The sequence below is a fragment of the Bacteroidia bacterium genome, from assembly GCA_027493955.1.
Lineage (GTDB): Bacteria > Bacteroidota > Ignavibacteria > SZUA-365 > SZUA-365 > JAOSJT01.
The window spans coordinates 1534985-1559383 of record JAOSJT010000001.1 but is presented as its reverse complement, the minus strand read 5'-3'; the positions used below and the strand labels follow the sequence as shown (position 1 = coordinate 1559383).

Annotated in this window: 14 protein-coding genes; 10 read left to right on the top strand and 4 right to left on the bottom strand. The window is 57.2% G+C overall.

Annotation, left to right across the window (positions count from 1 at the left end; translation table 11 throughout):
• Positions 1-52: 52 nt before the first annotated feature.
• Entirely contained in the window at positions 53-2209 is a 2157-nt protein-coding gene (locus M5R41_06200; GenBank protein MCZ7555978.1) for a T9SS type A sorting domain-containing protein, read from the bottom strand.
• A 422-nt stretch (positions 2210-2631) separates the two neighbouring features.
• Between M5R41_06200 and M5R41_06195 the strand changes: the two genes are divergently transcribed.
• Positions 2632-3855, top strand: coding sequence for a hypothetical protein (locus M5R41_06195; GenBank protein ID MCZ7555977.1), 1224 nt, complete (start codon positions 2632-2634; stop codon positions 3853-3855).
• A 120-nt stretch (positions 3856-3975) separates the two neighbouring features.
• Here the strand turns inward: M5R41_06195 and M5R41_06190 are convergent, their stop codons facing one another.
• Positions 3976-4848, bottom strand: a complete 873-nt coding sequence (locus tag M5R41_06190; GenBank protein MCZ7555976.1) for a hypothetical protein — start codon at positions 4846-4848, stop codon at positions 3976-3978.
• A gap of 433 nt (positions 4849-5281) precedes the next feature.
• On the opposite strand from M5R41_06190, the gene M5R41_06185 reads away from it, so the two are divergent.
• From M5R41_06185 to cfa, 5 genes are all read left to right on the top strand, one after another.
• Entirely contained in the window at positions 5282-12829 is a 7548-nt protein-coding gene (locus tag M5R41_06185; GenBank protein MCZ7555975.1) for a hypothetical protein, read from the top strand.
• Positions 12830-13250: 421 nt separating this feature from the next.
• Positions 13251-13718, top strand: a complete 468-nt coding sequence (locus M5R41_06180) for a hypothetical protein (protein MCZ7555974.1) — start codon at positions 13251-13253, stop codon at positions 13716-13718.
• Positions 13719-13727: 9 nt separating this feature from the next.
• Entirely contained in the window at positions 13728-14633 is a 906-nt protein-coding gene (locus M5R41_06175) for an SEC-C domain-containing protein (protein ID MCZ7555973.1), read from the top strand.
• A gap of 67 nt (positions 14634-14700) precedes the next feature.
• Entirely contained in the window at positions 14701-15825 is a 1125-nt protein-coding gene (locus tag M5R41_06170) for a hypothetical protein (GenBank protein ID MCZ7555972.1), read from the top strand.
• A gap of 768 nt (positions 15826-16593) precedes the next feature.
• The gene (gene cfa / locus M5R41_06165) at positions 16594-17709 is read left to right on the top strand and encodes a cyclopropane fatty acyl phospholipid synthase (GenBank protein ID MCZ7555971.1); all 1116 of its coding nucleotides are present in this window, start codon (positions 16594-16596) and stop codon (positions 17707-17709) included.
• A 98-nt stretch (positions 17710-17807) separates the two neighbouring features.
• On the opposite strand, the gene M5R41_06160 is transcribed toward cfa, so the two are convergent.
• Positions 17808-18341: a hypothetical protein gene (locus tag M5R41_06160; GenBank protein ID MCZ7555970.1), complete on the bottom strand. Its 534-nt coding sequence runs from the start codon at positions 18339-18341 to the stop codon at positions 17808-17810.
• A gap of 230 nt (positions 18342-18571) precedes the next feature.
• Between M5R41_06160 and M5R41_06155 the strand changes: the two genes are divergently transcribed.
• From M5R41_06155 to M5R41_06145, 3 genes are all read left to right on the top strand, one after another.
• The gene (locus M5R41_06155) at positions 18572-19192 is read left to right on the top strand and encodes a hypothetical protein (GenBank protein MCZ7555969.1); all 621 of its coding nucleotides are present in this window, start codon (positions 18572-18574) and stop codon (positions 19190-19192) included.
• A 757-nt stretch (positions 19193-19949) separates the two neighbouring features.
• Positions 19950-20486 carry a tetratricopeptide repeat protein gene (locus M5R41_06150; protein ID MCZ7555968.1) on the top strand — a complete coding sequence of 179 codons (537 nt, stop codon included), beginning with the start codon at positions 19950-19952 and terminating at the stop codon, positions 20484-20486.
• 60 nt (positions 20487-20546) lie between these two features.
• Positions 20547-21431 (top strand): hypothetical protein, encoded by an 885-nt coding sequence (locus tag M5R41_06145; protein ID MCZ7555967.1) that lies wholly within the window; start codon positions 20547-20549, stop codon positions 21429-21431.
• Positions 21432-21576: 145 nt separating this feature from the next.
• On the opposite strand, the gene M5R41_06140 is transcribed toward M5R41_06145, so the two are convergent.
• Positions 21577-22341, bottom strand: a complete 765-nt coding sequence (locus M5R41_06140; protein ID MCZ7555966.1) for a hypothetical protein — start codon at positions 22339-22341, stop codon at positions 21577-21579.
• A 771-nt stretch (positions 22342-23112) separates the two neighbouring features.
• Here M5R41_06140 and M5R41_06135 point away from each other — a divergent pair.
• Positions 23113-24228 (top strand): IS4 family transposase, encoded by a 1116-nt coding sequence (locus M5R41_06135; protein ID MCZ7555965.1) that lies wholly within the window; start codon positions 23113-23115, stop codon positions 24226-24228.
• The last annotated feature ends 171 nt before the right edge of the window (positions 24229-24399 follow it).

Sequence of the window (24399 nt, the reverse complement as noted above, 5' to 3'; positions counted from 1 at the left end):
GAAAAGAAAAAGGCGGAGACAAGCCCCGCCTTTTTTCATCGCCTGTCGGATGTTATTTGCTGAGTACGATGCGCTGCTGCAAGGTGCGATCCGCGGTCTCGAAACACACGAAATAGACTCCGCTGGGCAGACCGGCGCCATTGACATCGAGCGTATGGAAGCCCGCATCCATCTGCGTCGCTTCGTGAAGCGCGGCGACGAGCTGACCGTATGTGTTGAACACCCGCACGGAGAGCGTCGCGCTTTCGGGAAGGGAAAAACTCAACGTCGTGGAGGGATTGAAGGGATTGGGATACGCCGGGTAGAGCGTCATGGACGTCGGAGCGGCGCCAAGACGCACGTACACCGTCTTCGAATGCTCGGTCGTTCCGTCGCGATCGATCTGACGAAGCCGGTAGGCCACTTCACCCTTGCGCGGCAGATCACGGGCGCCGTCCGTGACGCTGTACCGTTTGGGACTGTTGGAGTTGCCCGCGCCATGCACAAAGGCGACATCCTGCCACACCGTGCCGTCCGTCGAGCGCTCAACCGTGAAACCGTAGTTGTTCAGCTCTGTGGCCGTGCTCCACTGCAGGCGCACCTCCTCATTTACATAGCGTGCGGTAAAGGAGGTGAGTTCGACGGGAAGGGCGCCGGGATTGCCGACGGTGAAAGGCGAAAAGCTGCTGCATCCGCCGGCGGTCGCGCTGTACACGCCGGAACCGAGATCCGTGAATGTGGCGGAGGTTTGCGACCAACCCGAGGCATAGTGGAAGACGGATAGTCCCAGACTGCGACCGAACCCGGAGAGTTCGTCCGCCGTATTCCACTGAAAGGTGAGTTGTGCGTTGCTGCCTCCCGGTACGGCTTCCGTGATATTCCACTCCCGGTTCACATAGGCGTTGTTCGGTAGAGCGTTCGTGAGGCCTTCGCGGACACGGGCGGAGAAAACGTCACGTGTACCGGCATTATTGATTTTCACAGGATTGTAACCACTGAGAGTACCGATGGGGAACAGCACGTCCGTGGTGTTGACGGAGCGCGTCAGCATTCCATTCCCGTCCGTGCAAATATAGCTGGCAGCCGATCCGCCGCTTCCCGCGATCTGTCCGACGGTTACATTGTTGTCACCAATGAGGAATTTTCCGTTCGAGAGTGTCAGAAGCCCGGTGATGGTCGTTGAATGATCGGCGAGTGTGAGGGTCCCCCCTGGTTTATCCAGTGTGACGGCGGGGAGCGTGAGCGGAGAGGATCCACCGATGGTCTGATTCGTGCTTCCGTTGAAGGCCACCGTTCCGCTGGTGAATGACAGCGCCCAGTTATTGGTGAGGTTTCCGGTGAGTGAGAGACTGACGTTGACGACGAGCGCGGATCCCGTTTTGTCGTTCACAAGGTGATGAAACTGTGGGGTGAGGCTGCCCCCGATTTGCTGGAAGGTGCCGCCGACGAAGCTTACAGACCGCGTCGCAGGGGAGACCGGGGCATGATTCGTCCAGTCGCCGCTCAGGGAAACATCCTGCGCGAGCGTGAGCCCCGCGCCGCTGTTCACCAGACTGTTGAACGTCGCGGGAATGGAGCCGGCGATGGTCTGAGTACTGCTCCCGTTGAAGGTGACCGTAAAGGTTTGCGGATCGAACGCGGAATTCACCGTCCAGTTGCCGCTGACGAGAATGTCGCGATCCACCGACACGGTGCCGTTGCTTTTGTCTATAATCACGTGGTGAAAGCTGTTGAACAGATCCGATGACATCACCACATTGCAGGTGCCCGTGAATTGTACGGTGCCCGTCCCCGCTACCCACTGCGCGGCGCCGGAATTTCCGGGAAGTATTTGCGGGGTAATCAGCGTGCCGCCGTTCGCGAACGAGATAATGCCGACTTCGCCGGTAGAGCCGCCGCCGATGGTGACGGAGTCCGCCACCGTGAGAGCGGATCCTGATGCAAAGACAAGTGCGGCGTTTCCGACGCTGCGTCCGACGGTGAGAGTGCGGCACTGATTGCAACCGGGACTGCCGGGCGTGACGGTTACCGTATGGCCCGCCAGGATCTGCACTGCGTCCGACGGACCGGGGAGGCCGGCCAGGCTACCCCAGGTAAGCGGGTTGTTCCAATCTCCCGATGTGACGCTGCGGAATTGTGCATGGGCGGTGCCCGGCACAAACGTGAGCCCGAACATCAGGCAGGCGATGAACGGCAGATACCTGAAAACACAAGTAGCGTTGTGATTCATGTTGATGCCTTGAAGGTTGTATGTGGATAAACAGCCGGTTACGCCGCACTGTGAGGGTGGAGTGTCGCGTCCGACCAACGAAAAGCTACGAAGAGAGGAGTCAGGCTTCGTATGGCGGCATGAAAGACATGCTGCACTTAATACAAAAAGTTATGAAAATATTGAGAACAATGCAAGGGATTGCGCGGAGAAGACGTTGTCCGCAACTCAGTCAGGCATCTCCTCATGTCCGGCAGCTCCTCATTCGATACCGATTGCTCTTTCCAAGTCTTGCATCTATATTCTGCGAGTGCTGCGCTTGCGTTCGTACCTGCGCAGTCCGGGTATGGTGTGGATACGACCGCATGCATCCGATGCAGCTCCAAGGATTGCACAGTTCTCCTCTATTGTAATCATGACACTCCCACTACGATCAATCCCCCATGCAAGACCCCAACTACTCCCTTTTCGATGAAGAAGCGTTCAAGGACGTCGCCCGTAAGAACGACGCGGGACTGGCCATCCGTAAAGGCAATCGCAAGAAGCTGAGCAAGGCGCAGAACGAGTTCAACCGCCTGACGAAGCGCATCGAGCAAGTGCAACGTCAGCTGCAGACAAATACAATGCTCTATGATGAGCTGCTCGAGGACTGGTCGCGCGAAATGCCCGGACTCGACGCGAGTTTCGCACAATGGCAACTCGATGTCGCACTCGCGTTGGACAGGGCGGGGAAGCGCTTCACTTATGGGAAGGTGCAGAGTCTCAAGCTGCGATTCACCATTATCACGTTGCTGCGCGAAGCATTCTCGGTCATAGAAGCGACGGAGGCGGGAGAACAAGTGTTTGACCGATGGAACGGCGTTTCGCTGCGTGAAACCGCGCAACAAGAGTTCGACGAAATGAAGGACGCGATGGAGCAGGGATTCCGGGAGGCGTTCGGAATAGACATGGATCTCGGCGACATGGAAGACAGCGAGGAAAGCTTCGCACGTTTCGCCGCGGAATTTGAACAACACTTTTCCGAAATGAACAGGGACGACCCGCGGCAGGCAAGAAACATCGCGAAAGATATTCAGGCGGAATTGGCGGAGAAAGCGCATTCGGAGCGCGTCAAGCGCAGCATACGCACAGTGTACCTGAATATCGCAAAGGCACTGCACCCAGACACGACTCTGGACGAAGCCGAGCGCCTTCGCCGGGACGACGTGATGAAGACCGTGACCGTGGCCTATCAGAATCAGGATTTGCAGGCGCTGCTCCGCATCGAGATGATCGAAATGGAACGCGGCGCCGAGCGTATCAACTTTCTGCCTGACGAAACACTGGCGATGTACAACCATTCGCTGCGGGAACAGGTGAATCAGTTGGAAGCTGAGTTAAGGGAACTTCGGAATCACCCACGATACCTGCCGATTGCGCCTCTCCTCACCGTTAATCCCGATTATGCACGTCGCAGCCTGGAACGGGATATCATGAAAATGCAGCAGACGATTTTCGCCTTCGAACAGACCGCAGGCCTGCTTGAAGACGATCCGTCCAAGGAGATTGTGATGGCGGTGCTCGAGAAATTTTGCAGCGAGTACGACGAAGAATTTGCCGAGTGGTCCGGGCGTCCGTTGAAGGGAAGGGTGAACGACTTCCGGAGGTATTGGTACGGTCAGTTCTGATACCAGCGACTGCTACGAATCGCTTCATTACAACTTCATCCCGGCGATGAGATTGGGGAACCTCGACGTTCAGTACCCCTCGATTCGCTTATACAGGCCGACCGGCGATGCTGCCCGACACTATTCGACGATATCCATCCCAATATTCGCATACATTCTCGCACCCAGCCAGGCGCTCGCCACAGCCGCCGCGGCGAAGATGATGAGCGGCGGTAATTCCACTGCGCCTTCCACCGCCCAGGCGGAGAGCAGCATGGCGCAAATAGCCGCGGCCATCGCGAAGGATTTAACCACCACGACAGAGCAGAGCAGGTAGCCGGAGGGTCTGCGGCGCCAGGCGAGCACGGCGGTGAACAGTGCAAGCGGCACGACGATTCCAAGATCAAGTGCCTGTACCGTCATTGTGGTCATTCCGAAGAGCTCCGGGCCTGAATCATGCTTCAGCACTTCGAGAATGCGCGTCACCCACATGCCTGTAAGCAGAAGCGCCATGAGCCCGCTGAGCAGGGCCATCCCGCGGGCGGGGAAGTGCTTGCCGATGCCAGCCGCGAGGGAAGGCAGATCAATACGCGCGAGCAGATACACCAGGGCAACAAGGCTGACAGTCTGCACCGCGATGAAGAGTAGGAACAGGGGACCGAAGGCCCAGGTCAGCGCATACATCAGATACTGATAACTGAGATAGCCAAGAATACCAATGGCAAAGAGCCGGGCTCGCATCGCGTTGCGGTACACCCCTGGCAGAGTGAATAACAGCGCCGGTACCGCAATCGCGAGGGTGAATATGTCCCAGCCGACGCCTTCCGCGACCACACGCAGAGCGTTGTTCGCGTATACGCCGTTGACCGCCATGTCGTAGGTTTCGCCGCGCACGCTGGTGACGGAAACGTAGTTACCGTCGCCGCGAAAAAACACACCGGCTATAGCCGCTGCGGTTGCAAGCAGGGCGGCGGACATGGGGATGACAACAGAAAGGACTCGATCGGATTTCATGTTGATGCCTCCGAAAGCAATGTACACCAGGTACATGCGTCAGAAAAATCCGGAAAGGTGAGGCGTATTGGCGAAGCGTGCCGGCAATAAAAGATAAAAAAATCAGCATAATCACGATAGATGTTCTTGTACGGCCTGACCTCGGTAGAGGGGAGAGTGAAAAATATTCCATAGCGGTATCGCCGTCGAAGCTCTGCTTTGAACGACGCAACCCGCCAATTCGCATGGAAAAACCCCGTTATCCCCGCCACCAGATACGCCGCTCCCTACTCACCTTTCACGTCTGTAAGGAATTCGTCAGCAGTTTGTAATGTAGAGTTCATTCTCCCGAAAGGTGGCCTCTCTAATTTGCATCATGATCCGGGCTCGACTGCCAGCGAGAACCGATATCAAGCCTGCGAACTGAATTCCCTATGAATGGACGAGGTGTGCCATGATGTTTTCGAGACGAACTTTGCCCACATTCCTGCTGCTGTTGCTGTTCTGGAGCGTGGTTGCCGTATCCCAGTCGTTGACTGTGGACTTCCGACAAGCTGCGAACAATGATCGCCCCTACCAGCTCGGAGATGTGCACTGGGTCAATTCCATCGTGCAGAGAAACAACTCCGCGTACTATGAGGGGATGTCCGTACCGCAGCGCCTGATGCTGACGAATATTCCGGCGAGTCCCGGAAATATCCATATGCTTACGTTCAGTCACAAAGCGACGAAGAATGGGAAGCACGCGTACGATTTTCTGACCTCTTATGATCAGGCAATTACCGCGGCCAGCACCATCGCCGGTCCGACCACGCTGGTCAATCTGAACGAGTGCGGTGCGGCGATGGGGCCGCCTGCGTCGTTGTCGTCGCTATGCAATACTATTCGTGCGGGAACGCACAGCTTTACGGTTAATGTCCCGGATGCGATGGGGAGCCTCCTCTCGCATTCCATTGCATCGAGTATCGCAAATTATGAGACGACGTTCGGAAACAGGACGATAAAACTGTACGGGAACGCGCCGATATTCGCGGCTTCTCTTGTGTTCAATGGTTATACATCCGGCAAGGATGCTGACGCTGAATACACACTCGTATGGACATCCACCTCCACGTCCATTCTCGTGGAGATGGCGACACACCTGGCGATGGGAGAGGATGTCGCGTCCGCCGGTTCCGGCATCGGTTATGGACCGGGACTCGGAGCGGGGAGCATCAGCGGCGGATCGTATCATGTTTCCCTTGGAAAGCTCGATGGCAAATCTCTCGGAAGGCGGGACAATCAGATTATGGGGAATGCCGTTGCGCTGAATATTGCCTGCAACGTCGGCGGACCCGACATCATTTGTGTGAACTCGCAAAACGTATACGCTTTCAATACCTCGATGAGGGGCTATACCTACGCATGGACACTGACGAATAACACGAGCGGCGCGAGCATCGTCGGCTCCGCGACAGGGCAGTCGGTTACCGTTCATGCCGGTGCAAACGCCGGTGGATATGTGCTGACGGTGGCGGTGAGCAACGGGACGCAGACAGTCACCTGTCCCTTCCCGGTACTGGTGAATGGCTTGGGCGCCTCCTCAAGTCCGACACCCATCCTCTGTCATGGCGGTACGTCTGAAGTGACCGTGACCGGTCATGGAGGCCGTGCTCCCTATCAGGGAACGGGAAAATTCAATCGCGGCGCCGGCAAGCATACGTTCATTGTTACCGATGCTTCCGGTTGCAGCGCCGCCACGTCGGTGACCATACCGGAACCCCCGCCATGCAGCATCAATGCATCCTTTACTCCCATTCTTTGCCCCAGCGGCACATCTACGGTGACGATTACCGCCTCGGGCGGCACGCCGCCGTACAGCGGTACGGGAACGTTCACACGCCCGGCGGGAAGCTACAGCTTCACGATCAGTGACGCGAATAGCTGCACGGCAACAACGCAGATTACCATCACGCAGCCCGGTACGTTCAATGTCTCTGCCAGCGCCACGCCGATTCTTTGCGGCGGAGGCACATCCACCGTCACCGTCACCGCGACGGGCGGCACACCGCCATATACGGGAACAGGGACGTTTTCACGCACTGCTGGTACTTATTCCTTTACCGTCACGGACGCGAACGGCTGCACGGCGAGCTCGGCCTCGCTGACGATCACCGAACCACCGACACTTGCTGCTTCGGCGAGCGTTTCCGGATCCGCGGCGTGCGGAGTCGGTACGGCCGCTGTGACCGTGAGCGCGACCGGCGGAACACCTCCATACACGGGCACGGGCACCTTCAACCGTGCGCCCGGTACCTACAACTTCACCGTCACCGACGCGAACAATTGCACCGCGGTGGCGACAGCCACGGTGACCGGTTCACCCCAACTGAACGTGGCCGCGACCGCGACTTCCGTTCTCTGTCCGGGTGGTACGTCCACTGTTACCGTGTCCGCCACGGGCGGCACGCCACCGTTTACCGGCACGGGGACGTTTCCCCGCACTGCCGGTACATACACCTTCACCGTGACCGACGCCGCCAATTGCGTGGGTACGGCCACTGTGACGATTACCGAACCGCCGACCTTCACCGTCGCTGCCAGCGCGACACCGATCAACTGCTACGGTACACAGTCCACCGTCACCGTCACCGCGACGGGCGGTACGCCACCCTACACGGGAACCGGTGTGTTCAGCAGGGGAGCGGGCACCTACAGCTTTACCGTGACAGACGCGAATGGTTGCACGGCGAGCTCGGCCGCATTGACGATCACCGCGCCGCCGCAATTGACGGCTTCGGCGAGCGCGACACAGATCGTATGCGGTAACAACATTTCCACCGTCACGGTTACGGCCGCAGGAGGTACGCCGCCATATGTTGGCACAGGTACTTTCAGCAGGACGATCGGTACGTACACATTCACCGTTACCGACGCGAATAACTGCAGCGCGATTGCTTCGGTCACTGTTACCGGCACACCGGCTGTCAGCGTCACGGCCACAGCTACACCGATCACCTGCGGCGGCGGCAGTTCCACGGTCACTGTTTCCGCGACGGGCGGTACCCCGCCGTACACCGGAACAGGGGTATTCAGTCGCGGCGCCGGAACGTACACGTTCATTGTAACGGATGCGGCGAATTGCGCAGGATCCGCCACGGTTACCATTACTGAACCACCTACTCTGCTTGCAACAGCAAACGCGAGCCCGATACTCTGTACCGGCGGCAATTCCACAGTCACCGTGGCCGCAAGCGGGGGCACACCGCCCTACACCGGTACGGGTGCCTTCGTGCGTGGACCAGGTAACTTCTCCTTCACCGTCACCGATGCGAATAACTGCACGGCGGTAACCTCGGTGACCATTACCGCACCGCCGGCGCTGAATGTCGCCGCGACCGCGCAGAATATTCTCTGTCATGGCGACACCACATCGGTGACCGTTACCGCAACGGGTGGTACCGCACCCTACAGCGGCACGGGTGTATTCCGCCGTGCTGCAGGGACGTACACCTTTACCGTCACAGACGCGAATGGTTGCAGCGCAAGCGCTTCACTGAGCATCATCCAGCCGCCGCTGCTCAGTGCTTCCGCAAGTGCGACTACCGCAGCGTGTAACAACGGGAACGCGACTATCACGGTTGCCGCCACAGGTGGTACCCCGCCGTATCTCGGCACCGGCGTCTTCAGCAGACCGCAAGGCACGTACACGTTTGTGGTAACGGATGCGAATAATTGCACCGCCTCGGCGACTGTCACCGTCGTATCGACGAGCGCTATCGTCGCGACCGCGACCGCGCAGCCGATTCTCTGCAACGGCGGTACGACGACAGTCACGGTTATGGCGACGGGAGGCACACCACCTTACACGGGCACGGGCGCTTTCGTGCGCGGAGCGGGCAACTACACCTTTACCGTGACGGACGCGAACAACTGTCAGGGTATCGCATCCATCAACATCACCGAACCCCCGGCATTGAATGCAGCCGCCAGCGGTACACCGATACTCTGTCATGGAGGATCGTCCACCATTACCGTTACCGCAAGCGGCGGCACGCCGCCGTACAGTGGTGCCGGGGTGTTCAACCGACCGGCCGGCAACTACACCTTCACCGTAACCGATGCCAACAATTGTACGGCGACGGCGTCTGTCACCGTAACAGAACCCACGCTGTTGGCAGCTGTCGCAAACGCGACGCCGGTATCGTGCAACGGAGGAAATTCCACCATAACCGTCACAGCTTCGGGCGGGACAGCTCCCTACAGCGGCACGGGCGTGTTTGCACGTCCCGCCGGTTCGTACACCTTCACTGTCACTGATGCCAATGGCTGCACCGCTACGGCGGCCGTGACCGTTACTCAACCGCCGACATTGACCGTGAGCGCTATTGCGACTCCCATCACATGCAATGGGGGGACTTCAACAGTGACCGTGACGGCGACAGGCGGGACACAACCCTACACCGGGACGGGCGCGTTTATCCGTGCCGCCGGTACGTACACCTTTACCGTGAGCGACGCGAACAATTGTTCCGCGTCCGTTTCCGTCACCATCACGCAACCGCCGGTACTGGGAATCACGGCCTCGGCGCCTCCGATACTGTGCAATGGCGACACCACATCGGTGACCATTGGCGCAACGGGAGGTACCGCACCCTACGCCGGCGTCGGGACGTTCCGCAGAGTAGCGGGTGTGTATTCATTCACTGTCACGGACGCGAACGGCTGCACCGCGACTGCACAGGTTTCCGTTGTCCAGCCGCCGCAACTTGTCGCCGTCGCCAATATCACGCCGATTCTTTGTAACGGAGATACCGCGACAGTGGACGTCACCGCAAACGGAGGAACTCCTCCATACTCCGGCATCGGATCCTTTAAGCGTCGTCCGGGTAACTTCGACTTCATCGTCGTGGACGCGAATGGCTGTCGGGACACTGTTTCAGTGACGCTCACCGAACCGCCGGCACTTGTCTCCGATGCGAGCTTCACACCGATTCTGTGCTTCGGAGGCACGTCCACCGTTACCGTCACCGCGACGGGCGGTACTCCGCCGTACACCGGTGTCGGCAACGTCAGTCGTCCGGCGGGCACACATGTTCTCACCGTCACAGATGCCAACGGTTGCACGGATACGACAGTAGTTGTAATTCCGCAGCCACCCGCACTGCTACCTGCCGCGACCGCGACCCCGATCATGTGTCATGGAGGACTTACCACGATCACCGTCACCGCCACCGGAGGTACCCCCCCGTACAGCGGTCCCGGAGTGTACACACGTTCAGCCGGCACATACTCCTTCTCGGTTACCGACGCGAACGGTTGCTCGGCGATAACGACGATCAGCATTCCCGATCCGCCGTTGCTCAACGCCTCGGCCTTCGCGACACCCATACTCTGCAAGGGTGACAGCTCGACGGTCACCGTTACCGCGTACGGCGGCACACAGCCCTATACCGGCACCGGGACTTTTGTCCGTGGCGCGGGCAACTTCACTTTTGTCGTCACCGACGCCAATGGCTGTACGGCTTCCGCCACAGTAACGATCACGGAACCGCCGCTTCTGGTTGCATCATCGAGTGGGACACCAATTCTTTGTAATGGTGGCAATACCACCATTACCGTTACGGCTTCCGGCGGTATTCCGCCGTACACCGGAACGGGGCTGTTCAGCCGCAGGGCCGGCACGCATACCTTTGTCGTGACTGATGCGAACAACTGCAGCGCGGTCACCTCCGTAACCATCACTGAGCCACCTGCACTTGTCGTTACTGCAAGCGCTCCGCCGATTCTCTGCCATGGCGACAGCGCGACGATCACCATAACCGCTACCGGAGGAACTCCGCCGTATATCGGCGTGCAAACCGTCAGACGTGCGGCGGGTTCCTACGTCTTCACGGTGACGGATGCCAACGGCTGCACCGCTGGCGCATCCATCACCATTACACAACCTCCGCAGCTTGTGGCCGATGCGAGCGCAACGCCGATTCTCTGCTTTGGAGACACGTCCATCGTGGATATCACCGCAACGGGTGGTACACCGCCATATTCCGGTGTTGGCCGCTTCGGTCGCAGACCCGGGTCGTTTCTCTTCATTGTCACCGACGCGAACGGATGCGTGGACACTGCGGCGGTCACAATCACTGAACCACCGCTGCTGGTGGCGACATCCACCGCAACCCCGATTCTCTGTTTCGGTGGCACGTCCACGGTTACGGTATCCGCCACCGGTGGTACACCGCCATACAGCGGGATCGGCAACTTCAGTCGTCCCGCCGGTACGCACATTTTTGTGGTAACCGACGCCAACGGCTGCGAAGACAGCACGATCATCACGATTACGCAGCCGCCGCCCATAGTACCAGTAGCCACCGCTACGCCGATTCTCTGCAAAGGCGGCCACAGCAACGTGACTGTGAGCGCCACGGGCGGTACGCCCGGTTACTCCGGAACGGGTGTTTTCACGCGACCCGCCGGAACCTACACGTTTACCGTTACGGATGCGAATGGCTGCACCGCCCAGGTCACCATCGTTGTTCCGGAGCCGCCACAGCTGCACGCTTCGGTGTTTGCCACGCCGATATTGTGCTACGGTGACAGTGCCACTGTGACGGTAACCGCGTATGGTGGTACCGCTCCCTACTCCGGAACCGGAGTGTCCGCTCGCGGTCCCGGGCGCCACACCTTCGTGGTGACGGACGCAAACGGCTGTACGGCCTCGACCGACATCCTCATCAGTGAACCGCCTCCACTCATCCCGGCATCCAGTGCTCCTCCGATATTGTGCAATGGCGGCACCACGACCGTCACTGTGACCGCATCGGGTGGTACCCCGCCGTACAGTGGTACTGGCGCATTCAGCAAGCCCGCCGGAACGCATATCTTCACCGTCACCGATTCGAACGGCTGCACAGCCACGACGACGATTACCATAACCGAACCCCCGTTGCTGCAGGCTGCCGCTACCGCTCCGCCTCTTACCTGCAGCTATGATTATGCAACGGTGACGGTGACGGCGTCCGGAGGAACGCCTCCGTACTCCGGCACGGGGACGTTCAGCCGACCGAAGGGCATACACACTTTCACCGTGACCGACGCCAACGGTTGCACCGCGAGCGTATCCATCGGCATCGTCGGTCCCCCGCCTCTGGTTGCAGCCGCCGTCGCCACGCCGATTCTCTGCAACGGTGGTATGACCAACGTCACTGTCACGGCGTCTGGTGGCACTCCGGGGTATATCGGTACGGGCACGTACATACGCGGAGCGGGCCTGCACACATTCATTGTGCGCGATGTCAACAACTGCGCGGATACCGTACAGATCTCAATATTCGAGCCGCCTCCACTCGTGGTTATCTGTGACGTTACCCCGTGCGATCCGGTGACGGGTACGCGCACGATCAGCTCGAATGTACACGGTGGAACGCCCCCATATACCTACCACTGGTCGCCCGGCAATATCAACACGCCGACCTTCACGGTCCCGTGTCATGATAATCAGACCTATACGCTGGTCGTGCGCGATGCAAACTGGAATCCGAACAATCCGTACAATGCGGGCTGTCAGGGTTCCTGCGTGATCAATCTCGTGGGCTTCACCGGAGACGATCCGGTGGACAATGCAACAGCGCGCTCCGGTGACGGACGTGGACGGACCAGTGATGGCCGTGATACCGACGCGGAAGACCCGGCGTTCGGCACGCGGAAAACCACCCCCGCGCATGCCCCTGACGAATACGCGTTGTTCGAGAACTATCCCAACCCGTTCAATCCGACCACGACCATTCGGTACTATGTGCCTGAAGCCAGCTACGTGAGACTGACCGTGATCAATGCGTTCGGTCAGGTGGTCGCGACTCTCGTCGATGATCTCGTCGAAGCAGGGACGCACTACGCACGCTGGAATGCGAAAGAGAACTCCGGAACCGCTGTCCCCTCGGGCAGCTACTTCTACCGCATGCACGCCACAGCACAGGCGAGCAAGCGCGAGTTCCTCCGCGAGCGGCTGATGCTGCTGCTCCGGTAAACAACACGTACGAAGATGCGGGGTGGATACGTCTGTGTCCACCCCGCTTTTCTTTTTATCGACAATGTGATCATGGGGGATACCACAGGCGCTTTTGCCAGCGGGAAGGGACACGGGAGAACATGTGCAATCAGGAATAACCTTGGAGTGATAACCGGTCACCCTGCGTATCCCGGAACGCATGCGGAAGAAGGCGAGGACGGTACGCACATGATGGCACCTCGTCGGCGAGAGCTCGAGAGGACCTGTGCTCCGGGACAATCTGAACAGACTGTAATGTATTTGTAATACGATGTTCATGCGTCGAGGATCAACGATGCGTATTTTAGAATAGGATAAATGAATCGGGAACTACGCAGCCACCGATTCTCCTGTCTGCCGAATCTATCAACAAACGGGTGCGAATATGGGCGGTGTACAGATGATGCTCGTTTTGGGAGCGATGGTCCTGCTCTCCCTGCTGGTACTCAATATCAACCGGACACAGTTGTTCAGCGAACAGCAGATGTCACAGTCGGAATATATTATGGCTGCAACGGCGGTGGGACAGTCCATGGTGAACGAAGCAGCGGGAAAAGCGTTCGATGCCGCGACGGCAACCGATGAGAAAGCCACAGTCGCCACGTTTACCGCACCGGGCAGCCTGGGGCGGGGTTCCTGGGAAGCGTATCCCAACTTCAATGACTTCGACGATTATCATCGCTATAGCACCACCCGCTCGACGCCGCGCGCGGGATCATTCCGTCTTCTCGGGGCCGTCGATTACGTCAATCCTGCAACTCCGAATAAGACTTCAAGCGTTCGTACCAGAATGAAGCGCTTACGCGTTACGATCACATCAGAGTTCATGGAGCAACCCGTAATTCTTGTGCATTACAAAAGTCATTGAGGCACGATAATGCTGGATACTCTCGGATCATTTATCATAGGCGGAATCGTTCTTGCGCTGATGACCACGGTGGTCATCACCATGCAGGATACGACGAGTGATGTTGTCATGCAGGAAATGTCGCAACTTTCCCTCGCCGAAATGAGCCAAACCATGGAGAGGGAACTGACGAATCTCGGATACCGGGTGACGGACCCGCGGAAGGTCGTTACGATCAGCAATCAGTCCATCTCGTTTCTATCGGATTACGACAACAACGGCGTCGTGGATACAATTACGTACATCATGACCCGAACCCGCACGGGCCCGATTGTGACACGGCGCATTGCGATACCGGGCGCTGCACCGAAATCATGGACGACACGCGGTAGCATGGTACTGTTCACGGCTTACGACCGGAATGGTGCCGTGACCTCAGACCCTGCAAGTATTCGCGCTGTCGAGGCCTCGATGCTGACGAGCAATGTGCTCTATGACAAATACTTCGCTACTTCCGGGGGAGCGAATTCCGGGAGCACCGCTGGTATACAAACGAGTCTCGATCAGACACAACTCCTCGCATCGGCGGTGGATTGCCAGGTAGGAGCGTACTGGCATAAAACGATTTATCCGAGGAACCTGAATGTTGAACCACCGCAAATTGCTGAATCCGGTAGTGAGACGGGCACAGGAACGAGCCAAACCGGGACGGGTTATCCGGGCAACACCGACCCCGGCACAGGCGATCCGGGCAATACCGATCCCGGTGCAGGTGATCCGGGCGGCACAGATCCCGGCACGACCGATCCGGGAAGTGGCGGCACTGTCACGCCTCCGGCGGACGATCCCGATCCTGTTATCGTGCCGCCCGCGAACAAGAACAATCCCTGCCCCTGCGGCAGCGGTAAGAAATACAAGGATTGTCACGGTTTGTAACGGTATCCGCAACTGACAGTCCTCAACACCTTACCATCACAGTACTACTCCTGAACGGGAAGAAATCATGGGTAAAATGCTTGTCGTGCTGGTGATCGCGATGGGAATAATTGCCTCCCTCGCCTCGCTCCAATTGAATCGCAGTAACCTCAATTCCAGTAACGTGGCGGTTCAGGACTACGAAATCAATCAGGCACGCAATCTCGCACGCAGCGGAATAGAGCACGCGATCAGCCGACTTGCACAGGACTCCACGTGGTCCGAGGGGTATACTTCCGACGCGATGGGAGGCGGCACACTCGCGGTCAGCGTGCAGCGCACTCGTGCTATGTACCCCGGAGGACCGGACGCCAATCTTAACAACGCGCGTCTGGTCACGGCTACCGGTACGGTGTTGGATGAGGTATTCACCATACGGGCGGTTGTAGAAATTCCGAGCGCCTACATTCGCCCGCCCGGTCTCGGGTATGGTATTCTCTCCGACCAGAGCATGGATCTTACCGGCAACGTCAGAATTATGGATTACAACAATCCGACGCTGAATGCGAACGTGCATACAAATCACGACCTTACATTCGGCGGGTCCTCCAGGGTGGAAGGGTATGGAAGTTACAGTGAGAACTGTCCTTCCGCCGGTGGTGCGACAGGCATTTTTTTCCCCAATGTGCTCAGCGGTGGGTCGCTTGTCTCGAAGGTCCCTCCGGTGGCGATTCCGGAAATAGACCCCAGTAAATGGGAAGCGCTCGCCACCCGGAAGTTCTATTCCAGCACCACGATCAATGGCAACATGACACTCGGTACGCGGGATAATCCTGAGATCATATATGTACGGGGGGACCTGAAACTGAATGGTCAAATGACCGGGTATGGGGTATTTCTCGTCACGGGCGATCTCACGATCAATGGTGGTGCGAACGTGACCGCCATCGATCCCTCCGGCAATAATCTTGGTATTCTGGTTGCCGGAGATGCGAAGATCAATGGCACGAGTTCGATTGATGCGACCTTGCTGATCGGGGGCAGCGCCAAGATTACCGGTACCACAGCGATTGTTGGTTCCATCATTGCGAAGGGGGAAATAGACTTCGGCGGGACGGCGGATATTTTCTACAATCCGTTACACAATGCTGTCGCAAAGAAGGTCTGGCAGGTGGAGGCGGGAAGGCCGAAAATCGTATCCTATTACGAATGATGGCGCCCGGGCTACGGACCGCGTAATGATGCAGGCTCATGTAGGGTTTATGAGCGCGTTTTCGCGCACAGCTGGCAATGAAAACCGCTTGCTGCGTTACTTTGTTCAGCACGCTACTTGTGCACGGTAAGGTACGCTCCACAACAGCCCGCGTCCGGGATTGCTATGAGTAGCACAAAAGACCGGGTGTTCCGGTGAGATGGGCTTAAGGGGAGCCTTACATCAATTTTTATACTTCGGTTTTCCTGTGCAGTGATTTCCAAGGGACCCACCTCAAGCATATTGGACGGTTTTCATCGTTTTGGTGGTATGCTGTGAGAGGGTGCGAGGATGCGATCCTTCGTCGCAGCCTTGCCTGTCCCGGGGATACCGTTTCTATTTGCACCCAGAGATATACAGCCGCAAGTATCCGATTATTGGGTTACCCTACCGTCGCACTGTCCGCGAATTCAGGGCGTTCGTCCGTCGTCGGGTCATGGTGATGATACGCTCGTAAGCGCTCGATTCACGTGACCCTCATCTATTTGAGAAGGTGGTGTTCACAAAAGAATCTATGCTCGAAGGTGAACCTGAAACCACACGGCCGGGTCTTGATTTCGAAAACCCCCTGGTGTAATATTCAGCACACATATTTTTCATCAGACGGACCAGCTGGATCCGCCATACACCTCGATGTGTGGTGCTGTACTGTGGTCATCGTCGGCGAATTCGCCCACGGGACTGCGGCTGATAACGTGATCCGCTCCAACTCGTACTTCCGGAGGTACTATGGACAAGGCGGAGAACCTTCTCGCTGATTTACTGGCGCATGCTGATGTGCAAATCAACGGCTCCCGGGCGTGGGATCTTACGGTGCACAACCGAAAGCTGTATCAGCGGTTGCTGAGCGACGGTGTGTTGGGACTCGGCGAATCATATGTCGATGGCTGGTGGGATTGCGAAGATCTCGGAGAAATGGTCCGCAAACTGCTGCTGGCCGATCTTGAGCATGTCGTACGACCAATGAAACTACTCATCCCTGTGCTCCAGGCCAAGCTGATGAACATCCAGAGCCGCTCGGGTGCGTCACGGGACGTGGCCTCGCATTATAACCGGGGGAATTTGCTGTTCCGTAACATGTTGGACAAGCGGATGGTGTATTCCTGTGCGTACTGGAAGAACGCAGACAACCTCGATGATGCGCAGGAGGCGAAGCTTGACCTCGTCTGCCGCAAGCTCGGCCTGAAGGATGGCGATCATGTGCTGGACATCGGCTGCGGCTGGGGGAGCTTCCTGAAGTTCGCCGCCGAACGCTACGGAGCCCGCGGAACCGGAATCACACTTGCTTCCGAGCAGATAGCTTTGGGCAAAGAGCTGTGCGAGGGGTTACCGATAGAACTCCGAATGCAAGACTACCGTGATCTCGATGAGCGCTTCGACCATATCGTGTCAATTGGAATGTTCGAACACGTCGGCCCGCCGAATTATCGAGAATACATGGAAATCGCGGAGAAGTGTCTGAATGATGAGGGTCTCTTTGTGTTACACACTCTTGGCGTGAACAGGGAGCGCGAAAGCACGGATCCATGGACGGAGCGCTACATCTTCCCGGGCGCCCGTCTGCCAGTCGCCGAGCAGATTGCGCGAGCCGCGAAGGGGTTGTTCGTGCTGGAGGACTGGCAGAACATCGGTGTGCATTACGCACCGACGCTCGAAGCCTGGTTCGCGAATTTCGATCGCAACTGGAAAGACGTCATTGCGCCGCATTACGACAAGCGCTTCTACCGCATGTGGAAGTACCTGTTGCTCAGTACGCCAGGTTCCTTCCGTGCGCGCCGCAGTCAGGTGTGGCAGATTGTGTTTTCGAAGAAAGGTGTGGCGGGAGGATACGAAGCGGTACGCTGAGGCCTTGCTGAGTTCCGAGGGGTATCGCGATGCAGTCCGTGCGCGATGGCGCCATTAGGATAAAAGCCACTCTGCATCGTCTTCGATCCGGTACAGGGTCATAACCCGGTCTTTCCCATAGAGCCGATGATCCCGAGAACCTTGAAAAAAGCGACGAGGCCAACAACCGTCGCAACAACCAATACCGTGACCAGGACTCCCGCGCCGATAGCGACCGTACTGCCCACCGCCATCGCTGTGGCTGCCTCGGAATCGTACTCTCGTGCCAAAATATTCGTAACCGCCGATACGGGGACAAGCAGCGTGTCGCCTCGTCCTGGCAGCACCGTCGAATCATTCAGTACGAGATGTGCCATATTCGTGTTGTCGAAGCCGAGGGACTTAGCCTCGGATGCGGGGATGTGAACGTGAGGTCCGCTCCCCGACAACGGCGGTCTTTTCATCGCGCGACAGACGAGCGTGTCGTTTTGCAATGAAATGCGCTCGTACAGCGCATTTTTTACAATGAGATAGCGCATGCTTGTGATGATGTTCTGTGCCGGAGGCTGCAGAACCCGCCTGGTGGGTGCACAGGCCTGACAGATAATAGTGAACAGCAGAATAGAGCACAGTGTTCGAGACGATGATTTCATGGCATTCCTCACCAGAATATCGATCATACATACTACTCAAGTAAGGAAAGCATCTTTCCTCTCAAAGTTGTCATCGAATTGTCAACTGCCTCCACACTGTCGTTGAGCTGTGAGACGAAAGGATTGACCAACTCTTTGACACTTTCGTGATTTCTTTGTGACAGCTGAACTTCTGTGTGCTTGTATGTTCAGTTGAGAGAACCTATCACTTGCAAACGATGGAGGACGTCATGACTGAGAAATTAACCTGCCTGTTGCTCGTCTGTGCGTGCTTGTTCATTACCGCGCCGGCCGGAGCTCAGGATACAGTGGAGTCCGAAAACTGGGGGCTGCATCGTGGGGCGAGCGGCATTGCGTTCATCACCGGCGGGCGGGGAGAGGGTGTCGCTCTGTCGGGCCGCTACGCCTATGGGCATCTGCTCGTGCTCGCCACGGGGAGATTTCAGTGGGAGGATCCGGATGTGCCGTACAATAAATCTCTTGAGTGGGAAAAGCAGCAGGAGTACGCGCTGATGGGCGGAGCGCATTTCGCGTACGGATTTGTATCTGTGTACGTCGCCGCCGGTCCCTGCCTCGTAACAGGTACCGAGCTGGGTGACTTCCAGTATACCAGGGTGCGACAGGAAATCGACGTGGTGGGCACCGTCTTTGCGTTCCGTCATGTGTATCATAACGTGCGAGAGGATTACTACAATGTTGACAACTATCGCACACTGGGTGCGGCGTTGCATAGCGGAATCGCCGTCCGGGTACTCAACAATTTTCACATCGGAATCGAGATTCACAGAGCCACAGCGGGACGCTTCAGGTCTACCGGCTATGAGCTGACAATCATCATGGGAACATTCTGAAATCCAGGGAGCGAATATGCGCAGTTCGCACGCGCAGTCTGAAAGCCTGGCTGTTGTGCCATGGTTGCATCCTCCGCCATCGCCGCGCAGGCCTCGGGATTCAGGGAGCAACGTCGTCGACATTCGACGGAGCGAAAGCCGCGGTCTCAGGATATATTTGGCTGAGCGAATGCCGCGTACGGATACCGATGCTCGAACCCGCTTCCCAACTCCACGGATCGCCGCTTCGAAAGAATCCGCCCTTGTCCTTGATGATGTTGACGATCCTGTCGTAGGTGTTGTTGAGGGCATGCTGTATCGACTTCCCAAAAATTTCCCTAACCAGATGAAGTGTGTGTATCCATTTCCGTATGCCCTCATGTTCGCCGATCGGTATATCACCTGCTGCAGATGAGGCCGGACAATGAGATGCGGCAGCAGATTGCCGTGTGCACAGTGCAGCCGACGAAAAGCAAGTGCTCGCTGTAAACACGCAGACGGTGCTGCTTGCTCGCCACTTAGGTCGGAATCTCGCGGAGTGCTCCCGTGCAAGCCGTGGTTGGGGATCAGCCATACCGGGAAAATCGATCACATCTGTGTGAACGTTCTACACGATTTCATCAGATACAGCTATCCGAAAGCCCTGAAAACATTCATCGGAAAATTTGGCGCGGAACTTGCTATGTGATAGGACACACACAACATATCGAAACAAGGAGGCCGACTCTCACACCCTGCGCTACGAAGCTCGTCCCTTCCATCAAACACCGGAGGTCATATGAAACACATCATCGCCGCACTCATGCTGCTCTCCTGCGCAGGTATGCTGCGGGCGCAGACGACCAATCCAGATCTCGCGATGGCTGGCGATTTTTACGACCGAGCGCAGTGGGAGCAGGCAATCGAGGCGTTCGACCGGGCCGCTGTGGACGAAAGCCTCTCCGACGGTGAACTTCACAAACTAGCCTACGCGCTCCTGCAGCTCGACCGCTACGAGCGCGCAAGGATAGTGCTTGAGAGCGTCACGGCCAGAAATCCCAGGGCCTACGTTGCCTGGTACAATCTCGGGATTGCACATATGAATTGCGGCCGCTTCCCGACCGGTCGCGACTGTCTCCGGCGTGTTACGGAACTCGAACCGCTATGGGCTAGAGGGTGGTTCAGTCTCGGGTTATGCCAGCTCATGACGGGACAGCTCGACTTGGCCTGGGAATCGCTGGGCTTTCTCAGCCCACTTGATACGGATATGGCGGCCGAGTTGCTCGAAGCGATACAGGCCGAGGAAGCCTACGTAAACGATCCTGCGGAGCAGTGAACCCGGTTTGAATCCAATTGTCAGAAAACTGTGCACATCCACCAGTACAAGGAGAGCAGCATGAGTCAGAACGGAAATATGGGCGGATCACTCGCGGAGGGAAACAGCGCCCTACTGCGTCACGTCAACAACAGGACGATGATCGATGCACTTGTACTCCTGCTCACGAAAATCACCTCGCGGTCGGGATACTCTGCCGACGAGCTCTGCTGGCTGGATACCGCGCTCGAGGCATGCAGCCAGTTGCCGTGGACCGACGGCGCAGCTCCCGCACCTGACGGTTTGATAGGAATATCGTGGCCGTTCGCGGATGGCGGCGTGAGCGGGCTGTGGTTTACCACTCTCGTATTGTTTGATCCGACATGGCTGCATCTGTTCTATGGGTACGACGCACGTCCCGAAACAGGAGAGACGAATTTCTGCAATGCGATGACGTGGTACGCATACGCAGACGAAGTTCCGGAACTCGAGGATGATCATCTGAAAGAGCTCGGTACCGCCGGTTTTGCTCCTTTCCATGCTGCGGTGGAAGCCCTCGACTGTGCATCCGGCTTCACGGTGGATATCACCTTCGGTAACGGAGAAGACGACTATGTTATGCCTGAGCGACAGCCCAGGAGAGCCCGCACTTCACACCTTCCCGCAACCGCGGAGGAGCACCTCCGCAGGCTGATAGATGAAGCGAAAGGACGCAAGCTGAACATCGAGCGTTACGCGGCTCCGGAGCGCTGCGATATCTGCGCATGCGATTTCAATAGAGGAGAGCTGCTCGTCGACGGACGTCTGCGCGACAGCATCACCTTTGCCGATATGTGCCCTCGCTGCGCGTGCCTTTACGGCAGCGGCATCGGCTATGGCGATGGTCAGCTCTACCTACGTCAGCCGGACGACAGTTGGCTTTGCGTGGCGGGTTTCCCGCCGGACGATTCTATCGATACGCAGTGAGATGTCGGATATCACTACTCATGAAAACGGCGCGGGATGTATTTCCCGCGCCGCTGCTGTAAGGGTCGGGGAGTGATGCCCGACATTATCCCGAAGGCGACAGTGCGTACCGGGGAACACCTAGCACACAGCTCGCCGATCTGCGTCACATCGTCGGGGGAAATACCGTCATGTTGACATCCTTTCCGGTCTTGGTTTTCAGGAGCACACCCACCAGTCCGAATTTGTGATTCGTCACCCAGGTGATTTTTTCGAACACGGGACTTTCGCGCGTTTCGTCGACCTTGATGACCTTGATATTCCAGAATCCGACGGGGAAATCATCCGTGGTGGATTTGTATGAAACGGTGCGGGTGATGTTCTCTCCCTTGCTGTTGGTGAAATTCCACGTATCACCGACGTTGGCGTTGTACTTGACGATGGTAAACGGTTTTGAAAGGTCGCCGCCGCTGCTGACGAATTCCTGCATGCCTTCGGACGTCACCTTGAGCTTCGCGTCCACACGGGCATTCATGTTGTTCTTGTCCGCCGTATCCAGCACGGCGCCGAACAGCTCGACGAAATGCGTCAGCACCGCACGCTTGGCGTCCATCGGCAGCGCCGATATGCCGAGTTCCGCTTCCAAGCCCCGCACCCAGGTGCTGTCGAAGGAGAAAATTCCACGAAGCGACACGATGCCGCCGTTGTTCGCGGTGATGACAATGCTGTCTTTGAGCTCGCTGATAATCGAACCGGGTGATCCCGGGATGGTGATGGAAATCGGAAACTCCTGCCCGACCTGTGTCAGTTCGAGATTGGGATCGCCTCCGAGATCATTCGGTCCTGTCGATTCATCATCATCGCAGGCGCTCAAGGTCAATGTTACGCAGATTCCCGCGACGAGGAGAAAGAGAAGTAGCAGTCGTTGCATGAGCGTGTTCTCCGTAAGGTGCATGGAAATATGAGAGCAACGTAACGAATACTCTGGAATCAAGCAACGAGTATTAATCGAGATTGTCCAGGCAGGCAAATCAAAACGATTATTGCTGATCGCCTTTTTGTAGCTGGGGCTGGTCCGCCTCCGGCGGAAACCAATCAGCCCAGGCTGACCTGGGCGGAGTAATGAGCCCGACGAACGATTCATTGTTCCACTGTAGCCGGGAAACGAACAAAGAAAGGCGACCATTGCTGATCGCCTTTTTGTAGCGGGGGCTGGTCCACCTCCGGCGGAAACCAATCAGCCCAGGCTGACCTGGGCGGAGTAATGAGCCCGACGAACGATTCATTGTTCCACTGTAGCCGGGAAACGAACAAAGAAAGGCGACCATTGCTGATCGCCTTTTTGTAGCGGGGGCTGGTCCGCCTCCGGCGGAAACCAATCAGCCCAGGCTGACCTAGGCGGAGTAATGAGCCCGACGAACGATTCATTGTTCCACTGTAGCCGGGAAACGAACAAAGAAAGGCGACCATTGCTGATCGCCTTTTTGTAGCTGGGGCTGGTCCGCCTCCGGCGGAAACCAATCAGCCCAGGCTGACCTGGGCGGAGTAATGAGCCCGACGAACGATTCATTGTTCCACTGTAGCCGGGAAACGAACAAAGAAAGGCGACCATTGCTGATCGCCTTTTTGTAGCGGGGGCTGGTCCGCATAGGCGCTAACTTAAGAGCTTGACTTTTTCCGTGCGGTTTTGTACCTTTACCGCATGGATGCCAAGAGTCAACTTGAATACGAGTGGGCCCATCTTCTTTCCTTCTTTCCCCCTGATGATGTGCTGGAGCGGACGGCAAAGGAATTTGGGGCGATTACCCGGAAAAGGCTTATTGATAAGGCTTCAACCCTACTACGGCTAGCGTTTGCCTATGGGTTCTGCGAGATGTCGCTCCGACAAACAGCCGCATGGGCCGAGGTCATCGACATTGCTCATATATCTGATGTCGCCTTGATGAAGCGTCTGCGTCTCGCCTCGGACTGGCTCGGACATTTACTCGCTCTTAAGTTAACAGAACGAGCGCCGCCACCCCAGCTAGCCCATGCCGCACGACATCTACGTCTGGTGGATGCAACCACTATCAATCGACCGGGTTCGATGGGAACAGATTGGCGCGTCCACCTTGGCTTCAATCTGATGGATTTGAAGATTGATTCAGTGGAAGTGACCGATGTCCATGGCGGCGAAAGCCTCAAGCGCTTTCACTTTTGCCCTCATGATCTCGTTGTCGGTGATTGTGGCTATGCACATCGCGCGGGGTTCCATGCCGTGATCTCCGCCAAGGCTGATTTTCTTATTCGACTGAATTGGCAGAATGTGCCGTTATGTGATATTGCGGGAGACGCGTTCGACATCCTCAGAGCGCTCCGCAGTATCAGTGACGCGACACCGACGGAGTTTGCTGTCCGCACGCAGGCGGTACCGAAAGACAACATCCCGGCAATCCCCGCGCGATTGCTGGTCATTCGGAAATCGGAAGCCGCCGCGAAGGCTGCGCGTGAACGGGTCCTGCGCGAACGATCGAGAAAGAGCAGAACCATTGACCCTCGAACACTTGAAGCGGCGAGGTACATTATGGTGCTGACGTCCGTCCCCGCCGACGAGTTGAGCGCGCTCGATGGGCTCGAACTCTATCGGTTCCGATGGCAAATCGAGTTGGCGTTCAAGCGTCTGAAAAGCCTCCTGAATCTTGGCGAGGTCCCGACAAAGGATCCTCCCCTTACGCACAGCTACCTCTATGCGAAATTCCTGGCCGCTTTAATTCTGGAAGATTTGACGGAGGAATTCCTCTCTTTTTCCCCATGGGGGCATCGACTTGTCAGAACGTAATCCATCGATTTGGCGTATTCAACGAGCTTTGATTGATGGAATTCGTTTTTGTATTCTCGGGAGGGTCTCGGCGCAGGACTGGTGTCGGGACGCCGAATCGCTCTTCCGACATTTCTTCAACGCGCCACGCCGCAGAGGCATGCAGCAAGCGCGAGTACTAGCAAATGATCT

Excerpts from the sequence above, each read along its gene's own strand:
- M5R41_06185 (MCZ7555975.1), top strand. The coding sequence starts at position 5,282 with ATGATGTTTTCGAGACGAACTTTGCCCACATTCCTGCTGCTGTTGCTG.
- M5R41_06180 (MCZ7555974.1), top strand. The coding sequence starts at position 13,251 with ATGATGCTCGTTTTGGGAGCGATGGTCCTGCTCTCCCTGCTGGTACTC.
- M5R41_06150 (MCZ7555968.1), top strand. The coding sequence starts at position 19,950 with ATGAAACACATCATCGCCGCACTCATGCTGCTCTCCTGCGCAGGTATG.
- M5R41_06135 (MCZ7555965.1), top strand. The coding sequence starts at position 23,113 with ATGGATGCCAAGAGTCAACTTGAATACGAGTGGGCCCATCTTCTTTCC.
- M5R41_06155 (MCZ7555969.1), top strand. The coding sequence starts at position 18,572 with ATGACTGAGAAATTAACCTGCCTGTTGCTCGTCTGTGCGTGCTTGTTC.
- M5R41_06145 (MCZ7555967.1), top strand. The coding sequence starts at position 20,547 with ATGAGTCAGAACGGAAATATGGGCGGATCACTCGCGGAGGGAAACAGC.
- cfa (MCZ7555971.1), top strand. The coding sequence starts at position 16,594 with ATGGACAAGGCGGAGAACCTTCTCGCTGATTTACTGGCGCATGCTGAT.
- M5R41_06140 (MCZ7555966.1), bottom strand. The coding sequence starts at position 22,341 with ATGCAACGACTGCTACTTCTCTTTCTCCTCGTCGCGGGAATCTGCGTA.
- M5R41_06175 (MCZ7555973.1), top strand. The coding sequence starts at position 13,728 with ATGCTGGATACTCTCGGATCATTTATCATAGGCGGAATCGTTCTTGCG.
- M5R41_06200 (MCZ7555978.1), bottom strand. The coding sequence starts at position 2,209 with ATGAATCACAACGCTACTTGTGTTTTCAGGTATCTGCCGTTCATCGCC.
- M5R41_06195 (MCZ7555977.1), top strand. The coding sequence starts at position 2,632 with ATGCAAGACCCCAACTACTCCCTTTTCGATGAAGAAGCGTTCAAGGAC.
- M5R41_06190 (MCZ7555976.1), bottom strand. The coding sequence starts at position 4,848 with ATGAAATCCGATCGAGTCCTTTCTGTTGTCATCCCCATGTCCGCCGCC.
- M5R41_06170 (MCZ7555972.1), top strand. The coding sequence starts at position 14,701 with ATGGGTAAAATGCTTGTCGTGCTGGTGATCGCGATGGGAATAATTGCC.
- M5R41_06160 (MCZ7555970.1), bottom strand. The coding sequence starts at position 18,341 with ATGAAATCATCGTCTCGAACACTGTGCTCTATTCTGCTGTTCACTATT.